This is a genomic window from Planctomycetota bacterium (assembly GCA_016872555.1).
Taxonomy (GTDB): Bacteria; Planctomycetota; Planctomycetia; order Pirellulales; family UBA1268; genus F1-20-MAGs016.
The window spans coordinates 1-14,380 of the sequence record VGZO01000045.1; the positions used below are offsets into that span (position 1 = coordinate 1).

At 68.5% G+C, this 14,380-nt stretch carries 14 protein-coding genes and 1 pseudogene; 4 read left to right on the forward strand and 11 right to left on the reverse strand.

Going from position 1 to position 14,380, the window contains the following annotated elements; translation table 11 throughout:
* Positions 1-64 precede the first annotated feature (64 nt).
* Positions 65-280, reverse strand: a complete 216-nt coding sequence (locus FJ309_13585) for a UPF0261 family protein (protein ID MBM3955624.1) — start codon at positions 278-280, stop codon at positions 65-67.
* A gap of 213 nt (positions 281-493) precedes the next feature.
* Between FJ309_13585 and FJ309_13590 the strand changes: the two genes are divergently transcribed.
* Entirely contained in the window at positions 494-1,987 is a 1,494-nt protein-coding gene (locus FJ309_13590; GenBank protein ID MBM3955625.1) for a hypothetical protein, read from the forward strand.
* A 29-nt stretch (positions 1,988-2,016) separates the two neighbouring features.
* On the opposite strand, the gene FJ309_13595 is transcribed toward FJ309_13590, so the two are convergent.
* The 8 genes and pseudogenes from FJ309_13595 to FJ309_13630 form a co-directional block, all read right to left on the reverse strand.
* Positions 2,017-2,640, reverse strand: a complete 624-nt coding sequence (locus tag FJ309_13595; protein MBM3955626.1) for a hydroxyisourate hydrolase — start codon at positions 2,638-2,640, stop codon at positions 2,017-2,019.
* Between the two features lie 4 nt (positions 2,641-2,644).
* The gene (locus tag FJ309_13600) at positions 2,645-3,331 is read right to left on the reverse strand and encodes a DUF1559 domain-containing protein (protein ID MBM3955627.1); all 687 of its coding nucleotides are present in this window, start codon (positions 3,329-3,331) and stop codon (positions 2,645-2,647) included.
* A 107-nt stretch (positions 3,332-3,438) separates the two neighbouring features.
* Positions 3,439-3,624: pseudogene (locus FJ309_13605) on the reverse strand (DUF1559 domain-containing protein).
* Between the two features lie 188 nt (positions 3,625-3,812).
* Positions 3,813-4,652, reverse strand: coding sequence for a hypothetical protein (locus FJ309_13610; protein ID MBM3955628.1), 840 nt, complete (start codon positions 4,650-4,652; stop codon positions 3,813-3,815).
* Positions 4,649-5,305, reverse strand: a complete 657-nt coding sequence (gene mqnB, locus FJ309_13615; GenBank protein ID MBM3955629.1) for a futalosine hydrolase — start codon at positions 5,303-5,305, stop codon at positions 4,649-4,651. The genes FJ309_13610 and mqnB overlap by 4 nt, the downstream gene beginning before the upstream one ends.
* A 73-nt stretch (positions 5,306-5,378) precedes the next feature.
* Positions 5,379-6,044: a hypothetical protein gene (locus FJ309_13620; protein MBM3955630.1), complete on the reverse strand. Its 666-nt coding sequence runs from the start codon at positions 6,042-6,044 to the stop codon at positions 5,379-5,381.
* Complete coding sequence (locus FJ309_13625; protein ID MBM3955631.1) at positions 5,960-6,313, reverse strand: sulfotransferase family protein; 354 nt, start codon at positions 6,311-6,313, stop codon at positions 5,960-5,962. Before FJ309_13625 ends, FJ309_13620 begins: the two co-directional genes overlap by 85 nt.
* Positions 6,314-6,423: 110 nt before the next feature.
* Entirely contained in the window at positions 6,424-8,031 is a 1,608-nt protein-coding gene (locus FJ309_13630; protein MBM3955632.1) for an exo-alpha-sialidase, read from the reverse strand.
* On the opposite strand from FJ309_13630, the gene FJ309_13635 reads away from it, so the two are divergent.
* On the forward strand, positions 7,886-9,385 hold the full coding sequence (locus FJ309_13635; protein MBM3955633.1) for a hypothetical protein: 1,500 nt from the start codon (positions 7,886-7,888) through the stop codon (positions 9,383-9,385). The genes FJ309_13630 and FJ309_13635 overlap by 146 nt on opposite strands.
* A 60-nt stretch (positions 9,386-9,445) precedes the next feature.
* Here FJ309_13635 and FJ309_13640 read toward each other — a convergent pair whose 3' ends face one another.
* A complete protein-coding gene (locus tag FJ309_13640; GenBank protein MBM3955634.1) occupies positions 9,446-10,648 on the reverse strand; it encodes a DUF2029 domain-containing protein in 1,203 nt (400 codons plus the stop codon).
* Between the two features lie 206 nt (positions 10,649-10,854).
* Between FJ309_13640 and FJ309_13645 the strand changes: the two genes are divergently transcribed.
* Positions 10,855-11,889, forward strand: coding sequence for a glycosyltransferase family 2 protein (locus tag FJ309_13645; GenBank protein MBM3955635.1), 1,035 nt, complete (start codon positions 10,855-10,857; stop codon positions 11,887-11,889).
* Positions 11,890-11,982: 93 nt separating this feature from the next.
* On the opposite strand, the gene FJ309_13650 is transcribed toward FJ309_13645, so the two are convergent.
* A complete protein-coding gene (locus FJ309_13650; protein MBM3955636.1) occupies positions 11,983-13,473 on the reverse strand; it encodes an NAD(P)/FAD-dependent oxidoreductase in 1,491 nt (496 codons plus the stop codon).
* Between the two features lie 437 nt (positions 13,474-13,910).
* On the opposite strand from FJ309_13650, the gene FJ309_13655 reads away from it, so the two are divergent.
* Complete coding sequence (locus FJ309_13655) at positions 13,911-14,348, forward strand: hypothetical protein (protein ID MBM3955637.1); 438 nt, start codon at positions 13,911-13,913, stop codon at positions 14,346-14,348.
* The last annotated feature ends 32 nt before the right edge of the window (positions 14,349-14,380 follow it).

Consider the following 14,380-nt stretch of genomic DNA (forward strand, 5'->3'; position numbering starts at 1 on the left):
TGCAGCCGCATCCATGCGGCGTGGCGTTGTACCTGCTCCCGACGGCTCCGCCGTCGACGAGCGTTCAGTCACGTGGCCGCCTGTGTCGGGTGACGTGCAACACGCGGCACGCGTGTGCCCTTGGGGCCGGGCGCGGTACGTCGACTTCGACCGCCGAGGGGCCCTGCGTGCCTACGTCGACGGTGGTCAGCATGCCTCTGGCCGCGTGGATCGGCGCGGCAAGGTACCGGAGCTCCTCCCCCTTCGTGTCGCAGGTGGCGAAGGCGAGGATCGGGGGCATGGGGTCGGGGGCTGAACGCGGGGCACGCATGGCGTTCGGCAAAACTGCCGAATTCGTCCGTTTTCACCTTTCCCGGCGTCGGCTCATCGTCCTCGTGGGAAAGCCGGTGGCCCGTCAGCGAAGTTCTCCGGAATCACCCGTCCGGTTGCGGCGTCTTTTTTCGCCTCTCTCAAGGGAGCAGCACGGCGTTCATCCCGTATCATCGGAGGGTCGATGGCGACGAACGAACACGAGTCCGCTCGGTTGTCGCTTCGACGAAGTCAAGCGCCGGTACTTTCTCGGTCAACCGAGTACATACGAGTCGAGCCCGCGGTCCTGCCTGGGCCAGCGACGAGACACCGACGCACACCCCGGTTGCTCCGACAGAAAAGTACCGCCGTCGGTACCGGACCGATCAATGATCCGTGCTGGGCGACGCTGGCGTCGGACGCGCGGTATCTCCTCGAGGCGGTGCCCTACCGGACCTGGGCCGGTCGTCGCGTGCGCTGGCGTGCGCCGCATCTGCACGCCCGTCGCCGGCTCCCGGCATACGCGGTCCTGCATCCGAGCGTGCGCGACAAACTCGCGGCTGATCCTGTATACCGCCCCGCCAATCTGCCGGCGAATCCAACGTACGCCGACTGCCGGAATCGACCCTGGATCCGTACCCTTCGACGGAGCACGACGATGCCCACCTACCAGATGATCGACGGGACCACCCGAGAGGGAAAGCGGACGATCGACGGGTGCCTCCGCCTGCGAAAGGCACTCAAGGAGGCGATCCCGGCTCGGTCGCTCGGCCGGACGTTGCTGCTGGCGTCATGGAACATCCGCCAGTTCGGCGGCGGCGGCCAGGCGGAGCGCGACCACGAGGCGATGTTCTATCTCGCCCAGGTGATCGACAAGTTCGACATGGTCGCCATTCAGGAGGTGAAAAGTGACCTCACGCAGCTCGATGAATTGGTGACCACGCTCGGAGGGTGGTGGCGATACCTCGTCTCCGACGTCTGCGCCGGGGATACCGGCAACTCGGAGCGAATGGCATTCGTCTACGACAGCCGGAAGCTGTCGTTCGGCGGCCTCGCCGGGGAATTCGAGTCGCCGGGGTCGATGCGCGGAAGCGACAAGAAGAAGGGGAAGCTCAAGGGTGGGGAGGCGACGTCACGATCGCCCTATTTCGCCGGTTTTCGCGCCGGGTGGTTCAAGTTCACGATCTGCACCATGCATGCGTACTACGGATCGGCCAGCGCGGACATCGCACAACGCACGCAGGATGCCAGGCTGACTGCCGAGCGGTTGCACGAGCGGATGAAGCAGAAGGATCGCTGGGCACGAAATGCGATCTTGCTCGGCGACTTCAACATCTTCGCCGACGACGACAAGACCGCCCGGAGCCTCGAGCAACGGGGATTCGCGTCTCCCCATCAGCTCCGCGGGCAGGCGACCAACGTCAGCGAGGACCGGCCCTTCGACCGGCTGCTGTTCATCGCGCCGGACGTGTCGCTCCAACTCAAGGAGATGCACGCCGGGGTGTTTCCGGTGTTCGACCACGTCTATCGCGCCGGCGATCACGGCGAGTACGGCAAGACCGCCAAGGCTTTTTCCCAATGGCGGACCTACCGGATGTCGGATCACAACCCCGTGTGGTGTGAGATCGACATCGATTTCACCGAGCCATACCTGGAGAGCCGGCGCGGCAAGAAGCCCGAGACCTCACGGCCACGATGACGGGCCGCGGTGCGACTGTCGCCGCAGACTCACGGCCGCTGCGGTCCGACCTCGACCACCAGCGACATCAATCCCGGATCGTCAGGGGCGACGAGCAGCCCGGCAGACGACGATGCCCCGGTGGCGCTTGTCGGCGACTGTGGAGGGCCGACCACGACCCGGTACGGTCCGGGAGCGACGCCGGGCAGATCACCGGTCGCGATGGGCGTCACGCGCCCTGAAGCGTCGGTCCGGCCCTTCGCCGTCGGCAGCACGGAGAACTCGGGCTCCGGAACGAGCTCGACGTTGACGTTGGCCAGTGGCCGGCCGGCGCGCGTGACCACGAAACTGCAGGCCACGCGCCCGACGCGAAGGGCCTGCCACTGGCCGATCCGCGCGGCACATTCATCGGCCGAAAGTTCACCGTCGGCGTTGACGTCGATGGCGGCCGCGACGCGGAGAAGACCCGGTGCGGCAGTCAGTTCGGGAGTCGACAGGCGACCGCTTTTGTCGGTGTCGACGCGGGCGACCAGTGCCGCCGCCACGGCCGCCGGATCGAGCGGCGGCGCGACGACACGCCCAGGGCGCGCCTGGCAGCCCGTGACCAGGACGATGAGAGCGGCATGGCCGACAACGCCGACTGGGAAGCGTGGCGGGGTGGTCCACACGCTCATGCGGTCACTCCGGGATGGCGACGGCCTGGTTGTCGCACCGATTGCCCAGCAGGCGGTGGACCGTCGCATCGACGTCGAACGTCACGGTCCGCACACTGCCGTCGCAGAACGCCACCTGGAACCCGGCCGGATGATTGCTCCCGAATCGCCAAAAATCGGCGAGGCCAGGGCGATCCTGGAGCGGCGGCTGGTTGGTCCATCCATGCATGTCGAAATCGTCGCCGACGAAGAAGCTGTGATCGTCTCCGTAGTCGAGACCGGTTTCATAATTGTCGGGGTTGAGGTACTTCTCGCCGACGAGATAGGTCTTCGACGTGCCGTCGATGACGGCGGCCACGCGGACCGTGCTCCGTTGGAAGCAGATGCCGGTGGCGGCATCCATGTTCGCGAAGCCGTTGCCCGCGAACGCCGTCGTCGGGTCCGGGCCGCTGCCCCAGAACACGAGCGCGTCGCCGCTGTTGGCCACGTAATCGGCGCGATTCGTCGTCTCCACCGGATCAGCGTTCCAGGCGTGCCCACCAGGGACTGCTGCCGCGATCGCGCGACGATACAGGGCCGCCGAGCGCCGCGACGGGCAGATGAAGCCGCCGATGATCGTCTGCGACATCCGCGCGGCAGCCGCCTTCTGCTGCGGTGTGATGATGTCCGGTTGACCGTCCCCGGCCATGGCATGGGTCGTGGTCTGTTCCATGAACGGCAGGAGGGAATACCCCAGCTCCCCGGCTGCTTGACGCCGGATCCGCGATCGGGATCACCGATCCAGTACCAGCCCCACCCGCCAGACGGATACGCCTGCCTGGCGTCGTGGTGGTTTTGGAATGCCAAGCCGATCTGCTTGAGCTGGTTGGTGCACTTCGCCCGGCGCGCCGCTTCGCGCGCCGCCTGTACGGCCGGTAGCAACAGCCCCACCAGCACGCCGATGATGGCGATCACCACCAGCAGTTCGACGAGCGTGAATGCGACGCGTTGTCTGCTCGAATTCATCGCGGTTTCCTCCACGTTCGACATCGCCACGTCAAGCATGACGCCACGTTCGGCGGTCGTTACTCCCCCCGCCCGCGATTGTATCGAGACGACTCTGCTGTGGCGAAGCCGAGGCACGCGTCGCGGGAGCTTCGACGGTGTCTTTCCGGCCTCGAGTTGAGCTGCCGCCGGGCCGCAGTGGCGGCGCTTCATTCTGCCGCGGGAACGAATGCCAACCGCCCCGTCGCGAGCCCGACTTCGGCCGCACGGTCGGCCAACGTTTCCAGCGCCCGGCGGCCGGTCGGGCCGAGGTCGATCGTCCACCCGTTGACGTACGTCTCGACGTGCTGCATCAGCACTCGATCGTCGTATTCCTGCGCGTGGCGGCGCATCGTCGGCAGCGCCGCGGCCGGATCGGCCAGCGCCTGACGCAGCGAATCGTGGATCACCTCCTGCACCGTGGCGATCGTCGCGGCGGGGAGGCGCCGGTCGGCGACGATTCCCCCGAGGGGGAGCGGGCTTGTGGTCTCGCGTTCCCAACGCTCGCCGAGATCCTCGACGAGCGACAGCCCCTGGTCCTGCCACGTGAAACGCCCCTCGTGGATGCAGACGCCGAAGTCGGCGGTGCCGGCGCGGAGCCGCGGCATGATCTCCGAGAACACCACCTGCTCGACGCGCGACGACCCGGCATGGAACAGCGAGAACAACAGCGTGGCGGTTGTCAGCGTGCCGGGGCAGAGAGTGAGCCGCGCCGGGTCGGAGGGCGCCGTCCCCGGCCGCGCCGCCAGCAGCAACGGCCCGACGCCGAACCCCAGCGCCGATCCACTGGGGAGGACGACGAGCCGGTCGGCCGCGACCAGGGCGGCGGCGAAGCTCACCTTGCTGACGTCGAAGTCGCCGGCGAGGACCCGGCGGTTGAGGTGTTCGATGTCGTGGAGCTCGACGGCGAAATCGAGCCCGCGCCAGTCGACCGTGCGCGACATCAGGCCGTGGAAGGCGAACGTGTCGTTGGGGCAGGTCGAGATCGCGAGGCGGATCGGATGGCTCATCGGTCGATCGTGAGGAGGCTGTTGACCAGCGCGGCGGCCGACTCGAGGGCAAGGCGCGACTGCCAGCGGGCATGATCGCGATCGCCGGCGTCGTTGGCGATGCCGCGGACGATCGTGCACGGGACGGCGGCCAGCGTGCAGGCCAGCGCGACCGCGAACCCCTCCATGTCCTCGGCGGTGGCGGTGGGATGGGCCGAGCGACGGAAAGCCGCTTCCGCGCCCGTCGCCGAGCCGGCGGCGACGGTGAGGAGCAGGCCACCCGCGGGAGCGCGGGTGAGCTCGACGGGGGCCAGAGTGATCGCGTCGCCGATCGGGGCGGATGGCGGCGGCCCCGGCTCGCCGGGCCACTGCGGCCAGCCGATCCGAGCCGCCGGCAGGTGCGTTGCTCCCGCTCCGACCCCGATACCGTCGCAGACAACCTCGGTGAACAGCGCGGCACCGCCGAGCGGGAGCTTGTCGGACAACCGGCCGGCGATGCCGACGAGGACCACGCGGCGCGGGCGCGCCCCGGCGACGAGCATCGCCGCGCGGGCCGCGGCGGCGACGACCCCGAATCCGCACAGCGCGATCTGATCGGCCGGGGCGACGCGCAGCAGCGGCTCGACGACGCGCCGTTCGGAATCGGTGGGAACGAGGATCAGGTCACGGATCATGGAGCTGGCTACGGGGAGGTTGCTTCAGCCTACCGCACCGCGCGGCGCCGGGCGGCACCGGACACCGCAGCGCTCAGGCCCGACCGCCGGTGGCCAGCGAGTCGAGAAGGTGCTGCATCCGCCGGTCGCCGTCGGGACTGCCGGCGAGGGTCGCCAGGTCGTCGCGCACTCGGGCCAGGCCCGCAAGCGACTGCGGCGTGAATCGTTCCACGGGCGCCAGTTCGATTTCCGCCACCTCGACGCCGAGCGACCGCGCGTCGGCGGCGTCCGGCGGCGCTGCCGTTTCCCCGCAGTCGATCGCGAGGCGCAGCAGGGGACCGGCGTCAGGATTCTCGGGGATCGTCGTCTCGAAGAAGTGGTCGAACGGCGGCAGCACCCAATGGTCGACGCTACACGCGGCACCGTCGGCCGTGATCCGCAACCCGTCGACCTGCGACGAGCGGAGATGGTTGCCGACACGGAGGCGGAGCGCGAGCGGCCGCCGCCGTTCGATGCGGAGGTCGAGCGTCGCCGTCGGACCGGGGCCGATCCAGCGGGTCCGACGCCGGCCGTTGACTTCGGCGGGGTGCCAGCCGGTGCCGATCAGCCCGTCTCCCATGTCGACGAGCAACGCACCGGGAGGATCGAGAACGCGCGCCAGGCTGCGGGAGGCTGCTACCGCGAGTCGGTCGGTGGCGGCGGGGCGGGCCGCGGCCCGGGCCCGCGCTGCGGCGACCAGGCGGCGGTCGAGGGCCGCCACTCCGACCACAGCCGCTCGACCGGATCGCGGAGGAAGATCACGTCGACGGTATTGCCGAGGAGCCCTTTCCAGTCATGGACGCCGAACGGGTCGTGGATGAGCTCGGCACGGAGCAACGCCGCGATCCGGTCAGCCCTGGTCGGGTCGGGATCGCCGACGAGGCGTTCGATCGCGGCGGTGCGCTGCGGCGACGTCGTCCCCTCGAGGAACTTGAGGATCGTCGTGCCGGCGCACTTGTGGACGTGGTGAAACACCACCCTGGGCAGCATCGCTCGATCGCCTCCGTCGCACCGGATTCCGACGGCCGAGAATAGCGGGAGCCCCGTCGTGGCCGCGAGGGTCGGCCCCGGTCGCGTCGTCGGGGGCTGCTGCCGACGGGTCAGCGCGCAGGCGGGGTGGCGAGGAACTCGTCGAGGTCGGCACGCACGATCGCGATCGCCGCGTAGGCCCAGGGGCGGTCGCTCCCGTCTTGTTGCCCGACGCCGGGGAGACCCGTTTCCAGCACGCAGAGGATGGTGCCGTCGGGGAGGACCGCCAGGTCGCTGTACGCCGAAGGCCCCGCCCGGAGCAGCCGGCGCGTCGGCCATGTGGCGCCGTCGTCGCGGCTGATCCACAGCGAGACGTCGCGCCGGGCCCGGTGGACGCGCTGGCCGGTGTCGGGAGCCGAGTGGAGCAGCCACGGTCCGGGATGCCGCGCGGTCCCCGGGTGCCGGACCAGGCCGGCGCTGCAGCCCCACTCCGGGAGATCGTCGATGAAAAAGGAGACCGACCAGTCCCGGGCACCGTCCGGGCTCGTGGCCGCGAGGCGGCGGTTGCGCGGGCCCGTGTTCCGAGCCGTGAGGAGCACCCGGCCCGACGACAGCTCGACGACGGCGGCTTCGTTGCCACCCGGAATCGCCAGGTCACCCCCCTGCCACGTCGCGCCGCGGTCGTCGCTGACGATCGTCGCCGCCCCCTTGGCGACGGTGCGGTCTCCCTTCACGAAGCCGTAGTCGGCCAGCCACAGCGGCACCACGACCCGCCCGGCGGACGTCTCGATCCCGTGACCGGGGCCGGTCGCCACCGCCTGCCAGTCGATCCGTGGGCGCAGCGTTGCCGCCGCGATGGTGATCTCGACGGGCACCGACCAGGTCACCCCGTCGTCGTCGCTGGTGATCACGAACACGCGGGCGTATTCGACGCAGTACACCAGGAGCACCCGGCCGTCGCGCAGCGCCACGCCGACGGCGTTGTTCACCGTCTGCTCGTCGGGGCCACCGAGGTCTTTGCCGATTTTTCCAGCCGGTAGATGGGGGTTGCGCGGCAGCCGAGGTCCGCGGTGGGCCACCTGCCGCGGGGGGGAAAACGAGCGCCCCCCGTCGGTGCTGCGGCGGATGTGGATCTCGATCTCGCCGCGGTCCGCGGCCCGCAGCCGCCGCGCCTCGCACCACACCAGGACCGTGCCACGGGCGGTGACGGCCACGCCCGGGATCCGGAACGTGTGGACCCCGTCGGTCGCCTGTCGGAAGAGGACGAGGGGTTCGTCCGCCGCGGCGCGAACGCCGTTGACGCCAACGGCGACGAGCAGTGCCAGCCCCGCGATCCGGCCGATCGGGTGGACGATCGCGGCACGTGGCGAAGGTGGCGGGCGGCTCACGCGGGGTTCCGGAAACGACACGGTCGGCACCTGCCCCTCCAGTGGATCGGAGTCGTTGGGAAGACGCCGTACGATCGTACGCGCCGGCTCGCCGGGCGCCGACGTGACGACGGCTGCGGACGAACCTGTGATAGATTCCCGCCGGCGCACTCCTGCCGCGACGTCGTCGGTCGCGTGACCCGAGCGCCGAACGGAGCGTTCCCCGATGAAGATCTTTCGCTGCCCGCCTGCTGCGGTCCGGTGCGTCGTGGTGGTGGTGGCGCTCGCCGCCGGCGTCGGGGCCGTGGCGAGCGACCCGCCACCGGTGCGACGCGAGTTCCGCGCCGCCTGGATCGCCACCGTGGCCAACATCGACTGGCCGTCGCGCCCGGGGCTCCCCGCCGACGTCCAGCGCGGGGAATTGGTCCGCCTGCTCGACCGGGCGGTCGCCACGGGACTCAACGCCGTCATCCTCCAGATCCGGCCCTGCGCCGACGCCCTCTACCCGTCGCCGCTCGAGCCCTGGTCGCCGTACCTCACCGGGGCGATGGGGCGGCCGCCGGAGCCGGTCTACGACCCCCTCGCCTTCGCGATCACCGAGGCCCACGGACGCGGCCTCGAGCTGCACGTCTGGTTCAATCCCTACCGCGTCGAACACGCCGAGCCGATCGGGCCCGCGTCCTCGGCGCACGCCAGCGTGGCGATGCCCGAGGTGGTGCGCCGCTATGGCAAGTTCCTCTGGTTCGACCCCGGCGAGCCGGCCGCGGCCGACCGGTTCCTGGCCGTCGTCCGCGACGTCGTCGATCGCTACGACATCGACGGCGTCCACATCGACGACTACTTCTACCCCTACCCGGTCGCGGAGCAGGGGCGTGAGCTCCCGTTTCCCGACGACGACAGCCACGCGCGTGCGCTGGCTGCGGGAGCTCCTGCCGACCGCTCCGCATGGCGCCGCGACAACGTCGATCGGCTGGTCGAGCGGCTGTGGCGTGAGGTGAAGACGGCCAAGCCCCATGTTCTCGTGGGGATCAGCCCGTTCGGCATCTGGCGGCCCGGCCACCCACCCGGCATCAAAGGGCTCGATCAGGTGGCGGCGCTCAACGCCGACCCGCGGCGCTGGCTCCACGAGGGCTGGCTCGATTACCTCGCCCCGCAACTCTACTGGCGGATCGACGCGCCCGAGCAGGGGTTCGAGCCACTCCTCGACTGGTGGATCGGGGAAAACGTCCATGGCCGCGGCCTCTGGCCGGGGGTGACGGCGGCGCGGGTCCGCCGCGATCCCGCCGCGCCGATCACAAAGACCGTCTGGGACGCCGAGGAGATCCTCCGCCAGGTGGCGTGCACGCGCGCCCGGCCGGGTGCCGGGGGAACAATCTATTTCAGCATGAAGGCCCTCGCCGACGACGCCGATGGCGTGGCGAGCAAGCTCCGCGCGGGGCCCTATGCCGAACCGGCCCTCGTGCCGATCGTCCGTGCCGCCGTGGGGTCTGTTCCGGAACCGCCGATGGTCGTTTCCAAGGCCGGCGCGATCGGATTGTCGTTGCCCGGCGGAGACCGCCCCTGGCTGTGGGTGGTCCGCGCACGCACGGCTGATTCTTGGCAGACGGTCGTCGTGCCGGGCTCGGCGACGCGTCATCCGGTCATCGACGGGGCCGCCGAGGTCGTGGTGTCGGCGGTGGCGCGCGACGGCCGCGAGGGTCCGCTCGTGCGACTCTCGATTGAGTGAGCGGTGGCATCGTTACCGATGACGTCGATGCGCGTTGCGGCGAACGTACGCTGGCACCGCTCAGGCTTCGTGACGCGATGTCGCACCACGGTCAGCGGGCGACGGCGAAGGCACCTGCTCCCGGAGCAAAGCCAGGGTGCAGATGATCCAGACCACCACCCGCAGCATCTCGCCTGACGGAAGGCGTTCGACAAGGACCTGCGGCACCCAGAGGCTCAGGCCCATCGCCACCGCAAGCGCGAGCGAGCGTGTCGACGGACGGGCCACCACCGAGGTGAGCATCGCGAACATCAGCGGGAATAGCATCACGTTGTCGTAGAACCGGTGATACAGCACCAGGCGACCGATCGGCGCCGCGATCGCGGCGGCGAAAAGCGGTTCGGCTCGAACGCTGTCCAGCAGTCGCCGGGGAATCAGAACCGGTATGGCAACCATCAGGGCTGCGAAGGACAGATGGAACCACCTGGCCGGGACGCCCAGGGCGCTGGCCAATGTGTCGGCAAGCGATGTGGTGTCGACAAAACGCATGCCCATCTTTGCCAACCAATACTTCGCGATCGCCAGCGGCGAGATGCCGGTCCACAGACACGCGCCGAGCGAGAGCCCGGCGAGGATTCCGATACCCGTCGCCAAGCCGCGCCACTCGCGTCGCACGAGAAACAGCACGATGAACGGCAGCCCCATCTGTGGTTTGAGCATCGCCAACGCCCACCATGCCCCGGCCGCGATCGGGCGGCCGCGTTCGAGGGCGATGATTTGCATCAGCACCGCTCCGCACAGCATGATCGAAGACTGTCCCAGCGCGATGGCATTGCTGTTTCCCGAGATCGCAGCTGCCGCAACCGCTCCGAGTGCCGCGACGGCGGGCCCTCCGTCACGAAGCAGATGGCGGCCGTAGGCCCCGATGGCGACCAGTGCCACGAGAGACGTCAACTGGATGAACAGCCTGCCCTGGATCCGCCCGAAGGGCTCGAAGAACATCGCGAACATGGCGAGTGAGTACGGCGGATACACGGAGTACGGAACCTTGAAATCGGCCGGGATCTCTTTTTCGACGAAGCGGTTTGGATAGATTCCCCGCCGGAACGAGGAGTACTCCACGTACCGCGCGTCCATGTCGATCTCGCCGCCGATCATCCAGGTCGACCAGACCCCCTTCGCGGCCATTGCCAGCGCCAGCAGCAGCAGGCCCGCAGTCGCGAGACGAATGACTTCGGGATGGGCCGCGAACACCGGCCGCTGCTCGGGACCGGGGGCCGTCATATGAGGTGCCCTGGTGCCGAAGCGACGTCAAAGGCCCGCCTGACGGAAGCCGCCATCCCCCTTCGAACACCCGCGACCGTACCGACGCGAACGCCTGGGGCCGTACACTGGTTCTCGAACGCCAGGCCGTCGGATGCAGTGGTGACCCACGTGTTCCTGTCGACGATAGCTCCCGTCAGGCCGTTCACGAAGGCATTCGGCCGACGATGACATCGACGCACCAGCACGATGAAGGAACCGAGTCGACCGCCGGCGCGTTTCTGCCGATCACCGTCGTCATGCCGACGATCGGATTCGAGGAGCCGTTCATACGGTGCGCCGGTCGTGTCCTCGAGGTCATGCGGCTGGACCGCGGAGACGAGGTCATCGTAGTGTTCGACGGTATCGCGCCGCCGCCACCCGCCTGGCTTGTCGAATCCGGTGCAGCGCCGCTGTCGACCGGCCGCCGGTCGGGGCCGGCAGCGGCGCGTAACCTCGCCGCTGCCGCCGCACACGGCGACGTGATCCTGTTCGTCGATGCCGACGTGGAGCTGGCCCGGGACGCCGTTGAGCGGGTGCGGGCGCGGTTCGTCGATGATCCGGGCCTGTGCGCCGTGTTCGGCGCCTACGACGATCGCCCGGCCGCTCCTGGGCTGGTAAGCCGGTTCCGCAACTTGCTCCACCACCACGTCCACGTGCTCCACGCCGGGCCGGCCGAGACGTTTTGGGCAGGGTGTGGTGCGATGAAGGCCGATGTCTTCCGTGCTCTCGGAGGCTTCGACGTCCACTACACGACTCCATCGATCGAAGACATCGAGCTCGGCGCTCGAGCGGCAGCCGCCGGTGGCCGGCTGCTGCTCGATCCAGGCATCTCGTGCACGCACCACAAACGGTGGACCCTCCGATCGATGATCGTCACGGACGTGTTCCAGCGGGCGATACCCTGGACTCGGCAAATGCTGGCGTCGGGCCACGTCTCGAGGCGCTTGAATCTCGACTGGAAGTCGCGCGTTAGCGGCGTGGCGGCGGTGGTTGCGGCGGCGGCGACCGTGGCGGCGGCAGGGCATCCCGGTGCCATGGTGGTCATGCTGGCCGGCGTCGTCGTGCTCCTTGTGGTCAATCGTGGCTTTTACGCGTTGTGCCTGCGGCGAGGTGGACCCGCGTTCGCAGCCGGGTGTTTTTTGCTCCACTGGCTGTACTTCGTCTACGCGACGGTGGCGTTTGCCGTCGTCACGGTATCGTTCCGAATCCTCGGCCGCTGACCGTTTTCGGAGACAGTCGACAGGGTTGTGCCGCTCGGCCGGCGGTGGGCCGGGGAATCGGTCAGGCGAGGCCGGCAGGGATCCCTGGCACGGTTACCTCCTCTCATGCGGCGGTGCTTTCTCGGCGACCAGGATATCGGTCCCTGTCTTCCTGTCGTCCGGCGTCAGGACCTGCTCCTCGTAGTAAGACCGCTCCGTGTTGACCTCCCACGGGTCGAGCTCGGGGCGGCCGAGGAGTCGCAGGGCGGCGTGGTGTCCGGCGAGCATCGAGTGGTCTTGGTTGTTGTAGCGGTGCATGCCGTTGCGACCGACGGTCTGCAGGTTCGAGAATCCATGGAAATAGGCCCGCAGCGAATCGACGTGGCGACGGTAGTCGGCGTCGTAGACCGGATACGCGTTGAGCTCGCGGATCACGTGGCCCTCGGTGCCGAGGTCGGCTTCGTCGACCAGTCCGAGCGAGGCGATTTCACGCCTGGACTGGGCCACGAGGTCGGCATCCGACATTGTCCACAAGTCTTCGCCTCGGGAGCAGAAATACTCCATTCCGAGCGTAGCCCCCGTGCCGGGGGCCACCATGTCGGCAGACCAATTGCGGAAGTTCTGGATCCGCCCGACCCGGACGTCGGGGGAATGGATGTAGATCCAGTTGTCGGGAAAGATGTCAGGAATCCGGCAGGACAAGGCGACGATGAGGAAGTCGCGGTAGGAAAGACCGTCGGCGGCTTCGCGGACCATCGGCGGCACTGCGGGGGTGAGGATCTTGACCAGCGTCGACAACGGCATCGACGAAATCACCTGGTCGCAGCGGATGTCCTTCGTGACGCCGGCGTGCTCGACGACGACCGCGGTGGCTCGCCCGTCGGCGTGGCGAATGCCGACGACGCGGGCTTCGGTGACGACCCGGCCACCCAGCGACTCGATCTTGCGGGCTGCAGACTCCCAGAGCATGCCGGGACCGAGCCGCGGATAGTCGAACTTCGTGATCAGCGTCTTCACACGACCGCTGTTGCGGATCGCGTTGAGCACCGCGCTGACAAACGTCAGCCCATGGATGCGCTGGGCGGCCCAGTCGGCGCGAATCTCCCGACAGGAGATTCCCCACACCTTCTCGGTGTAGGTCTTGAAGAACGTCCGGTAGAGTCGATCACCGAATCGGTTTCGCACCCAGTCTTCGAACGAGTCCTCGGGACGCCTCGGAAAGCAGCGTGCCCAGAGGTAGCTGACAAATATCCGCGTGCTCTCGACGATGCCGAGATTGCGGAGAGTGTCGAAGATCTGCAGCGGGTAGCGGTAGAACTGCCCGCGGTAGAAGATCCGCGACAGACGCGGCACCTGGAGCATCGGTTCGTCCATCATCTCGGCCCACAGCCGCTTGACATCCTCGCTCTTGGTGAAGAACCGGTGCCCGCCGATGTCGATCCGATTGCCCCCCCAGACGTGCGTGCGTGCGATCCCGCCGAGCCACGGCGACGCTTCGAGGACGAGCGGTTTTTTACCAGACCGAGCGAGTTCGAATGCGGCGGTCAGACCGGCGGGGCCGGCACCGATCACCACGTGGCTGGCTTGCTCGGGAAGCGGAGTCATCGGCACGAGACCCAGTCGGTGTCGGGAGCAGAGGTGGGTGGCGACACAGACGACGGATGGATATTTTGGGTTCTTCCGGGAATTTCGTGGCAAGGGGGCCTGGATCCCGGAAAATCATCGGTTTTACTCCAGGGAACGTGCTGGTCCCGGCCCCCGCGGCGCCCCCTCTCCTCCAAGCTGGGCCCACAAGCCCGATGGGCGGAAAACACCGGGGAAAAGCGCCTTTGAGGGTGAATGCAGTGGGTTTCGGCCCCACTGATCACGCCGTCCGCCATGCACTTCCCCATTCTTGAACCTGTACGCCCGTCGACACTCTTCAGCCACGGAAATCCCCGAAGAGCCATATTTTGACAGAACAGGTCGTGGTGTGAACGCCGGTTGAAAAGTGCAGCGCGGGGCGGTCGCCGCGATACTGCACGCCCTTTTACCAGCGGCGCGTGCCGTTTCAAGGTGGTTTGGACCCCGAGCAACGGCGCGGCCTGATCGCCGCGCAGTTCGGCGCGGGAGTCGACGACCTCCTCCATCGCTACACGACGTTCGAAGCCGTGGACCTCGGTCTCTTGTCTCCTGGGGCGGCCGCCGGTCAGTCCGACGTCGTCACCCTTCGCCTCGCTGACGAATTGGAGGATCTGTCTGGAAACGCATTGGCGCTCCACGGAGATCCGCAGTCGGACCGACGTGACGCTCGGGGCGGGTATCCGTGGCGCCGGAAGGCGAAGGTCGCCGAGGGGCCCGTTCTTCTCGCCTTGTCGGCGCACCTCGGTCTCCACGGATTCGTGCGCGGATTCGAGCACTGGCTCGAGTTCGCTGCGACCCCCGAAGGATTGGCGGACATGCGCACAGGCTGGTTGAGCAGCGTCGATCTGCGAGACTAGACGGGTCCGGTGCCCCGCGCGTGTGCGGCAGG

What these genes read in the sequence shown, in the direction of transcription:
- FJ309_13585 (MBM3955624.1), bottom strand. Translation starts at nt 280, where the DNA reads ATGCCCCCGATCCTCGCCTTCGCCACCTGCGACACGAAGGGGGAGGAG.
- FJ309_13590 (MBM3955625.1), top strand. Translation starts at nt 494, where the DNA reads ATGGCGACGAACGAACACGAGTCCGCTCGGTTGTCGCTTCGACGAAGT.
- FJ309_13595 (MBM3955626.1), bottom strand. Translation starts at nt 2,640, where the DNA reads ATGAGCGTGTGGACCACCCCGCCACGCTTCCCAGTCGGCGTTGTCGGC.
- FJ309_13600 (MBM3955627.1), bottom strand. Translation starts at nt 3,331, where the DNA reads ATGGAACAGACCACGACCCATGCCATGGCCGGGGACGGTCAACCGGAC.
- FJ309_13610 (MBM3955628.1), bottom strand. Translation starts at nt 4,652, where the DNA reads ATGAGCCATCCGATCCGCCTCGCGATCTCGACCTGCCCCAACGACACG.
- mqnB (MBM3955629.1), bottom strand. Translation starts at nt 5,305, where the DNA reads ATGATCCGTGACCTGATCCTCGTTCCCACCGATTCCGAACGGCGCGTC.
- FJ309_13625 (MBM3955631.1), bottom strand. Translation starts at nt 6,313, where the DNA reads ATGCTGCCCAGGGTGGTGTTTCACCACGTCCACAAGTGCGCCGGCACG.
- FJ309_13635 (MBM3955633.1), top strand. Translation starts at nt 7,886, where the DNA reads ATGAAGATCTTTCGCTGCCCGCCTGCTGCGGTCCGGTGCGTCGTGGTG.
- FJ309_13630 (MBM3955632.1), bottom strand. Translation starts at nt 8,031, where the DNA reads ATGTTGGCCACGGTGGCGATCCAGGCGGCGCGGAACTCGCGTCGCACC.
- FJ309_13640 (MBM3955634.1), bottom strand. Translation starts at nt 10,648, where the DNA reads ATGACGGCCCCCGGTCCCGAGCAGCGGCCGGTGTTCGCGGCCCATCCC.
- FJ309_13645 (MBM3955635.1), top strand. Translation starts at nt 10,855, where the DNA reads ATGACATCGACGCACCAGCACGATGAAGGAACCGAGTCGACCGCCGGC.
- FJ309_13650 (MBM3955636.1), bottom strand. Translation starts at nt 13,473, where the DNA reads ATGACTCCGCTTCCCGAGCAAGCCAGCCACGTGGTGATCGGTGCCGGC.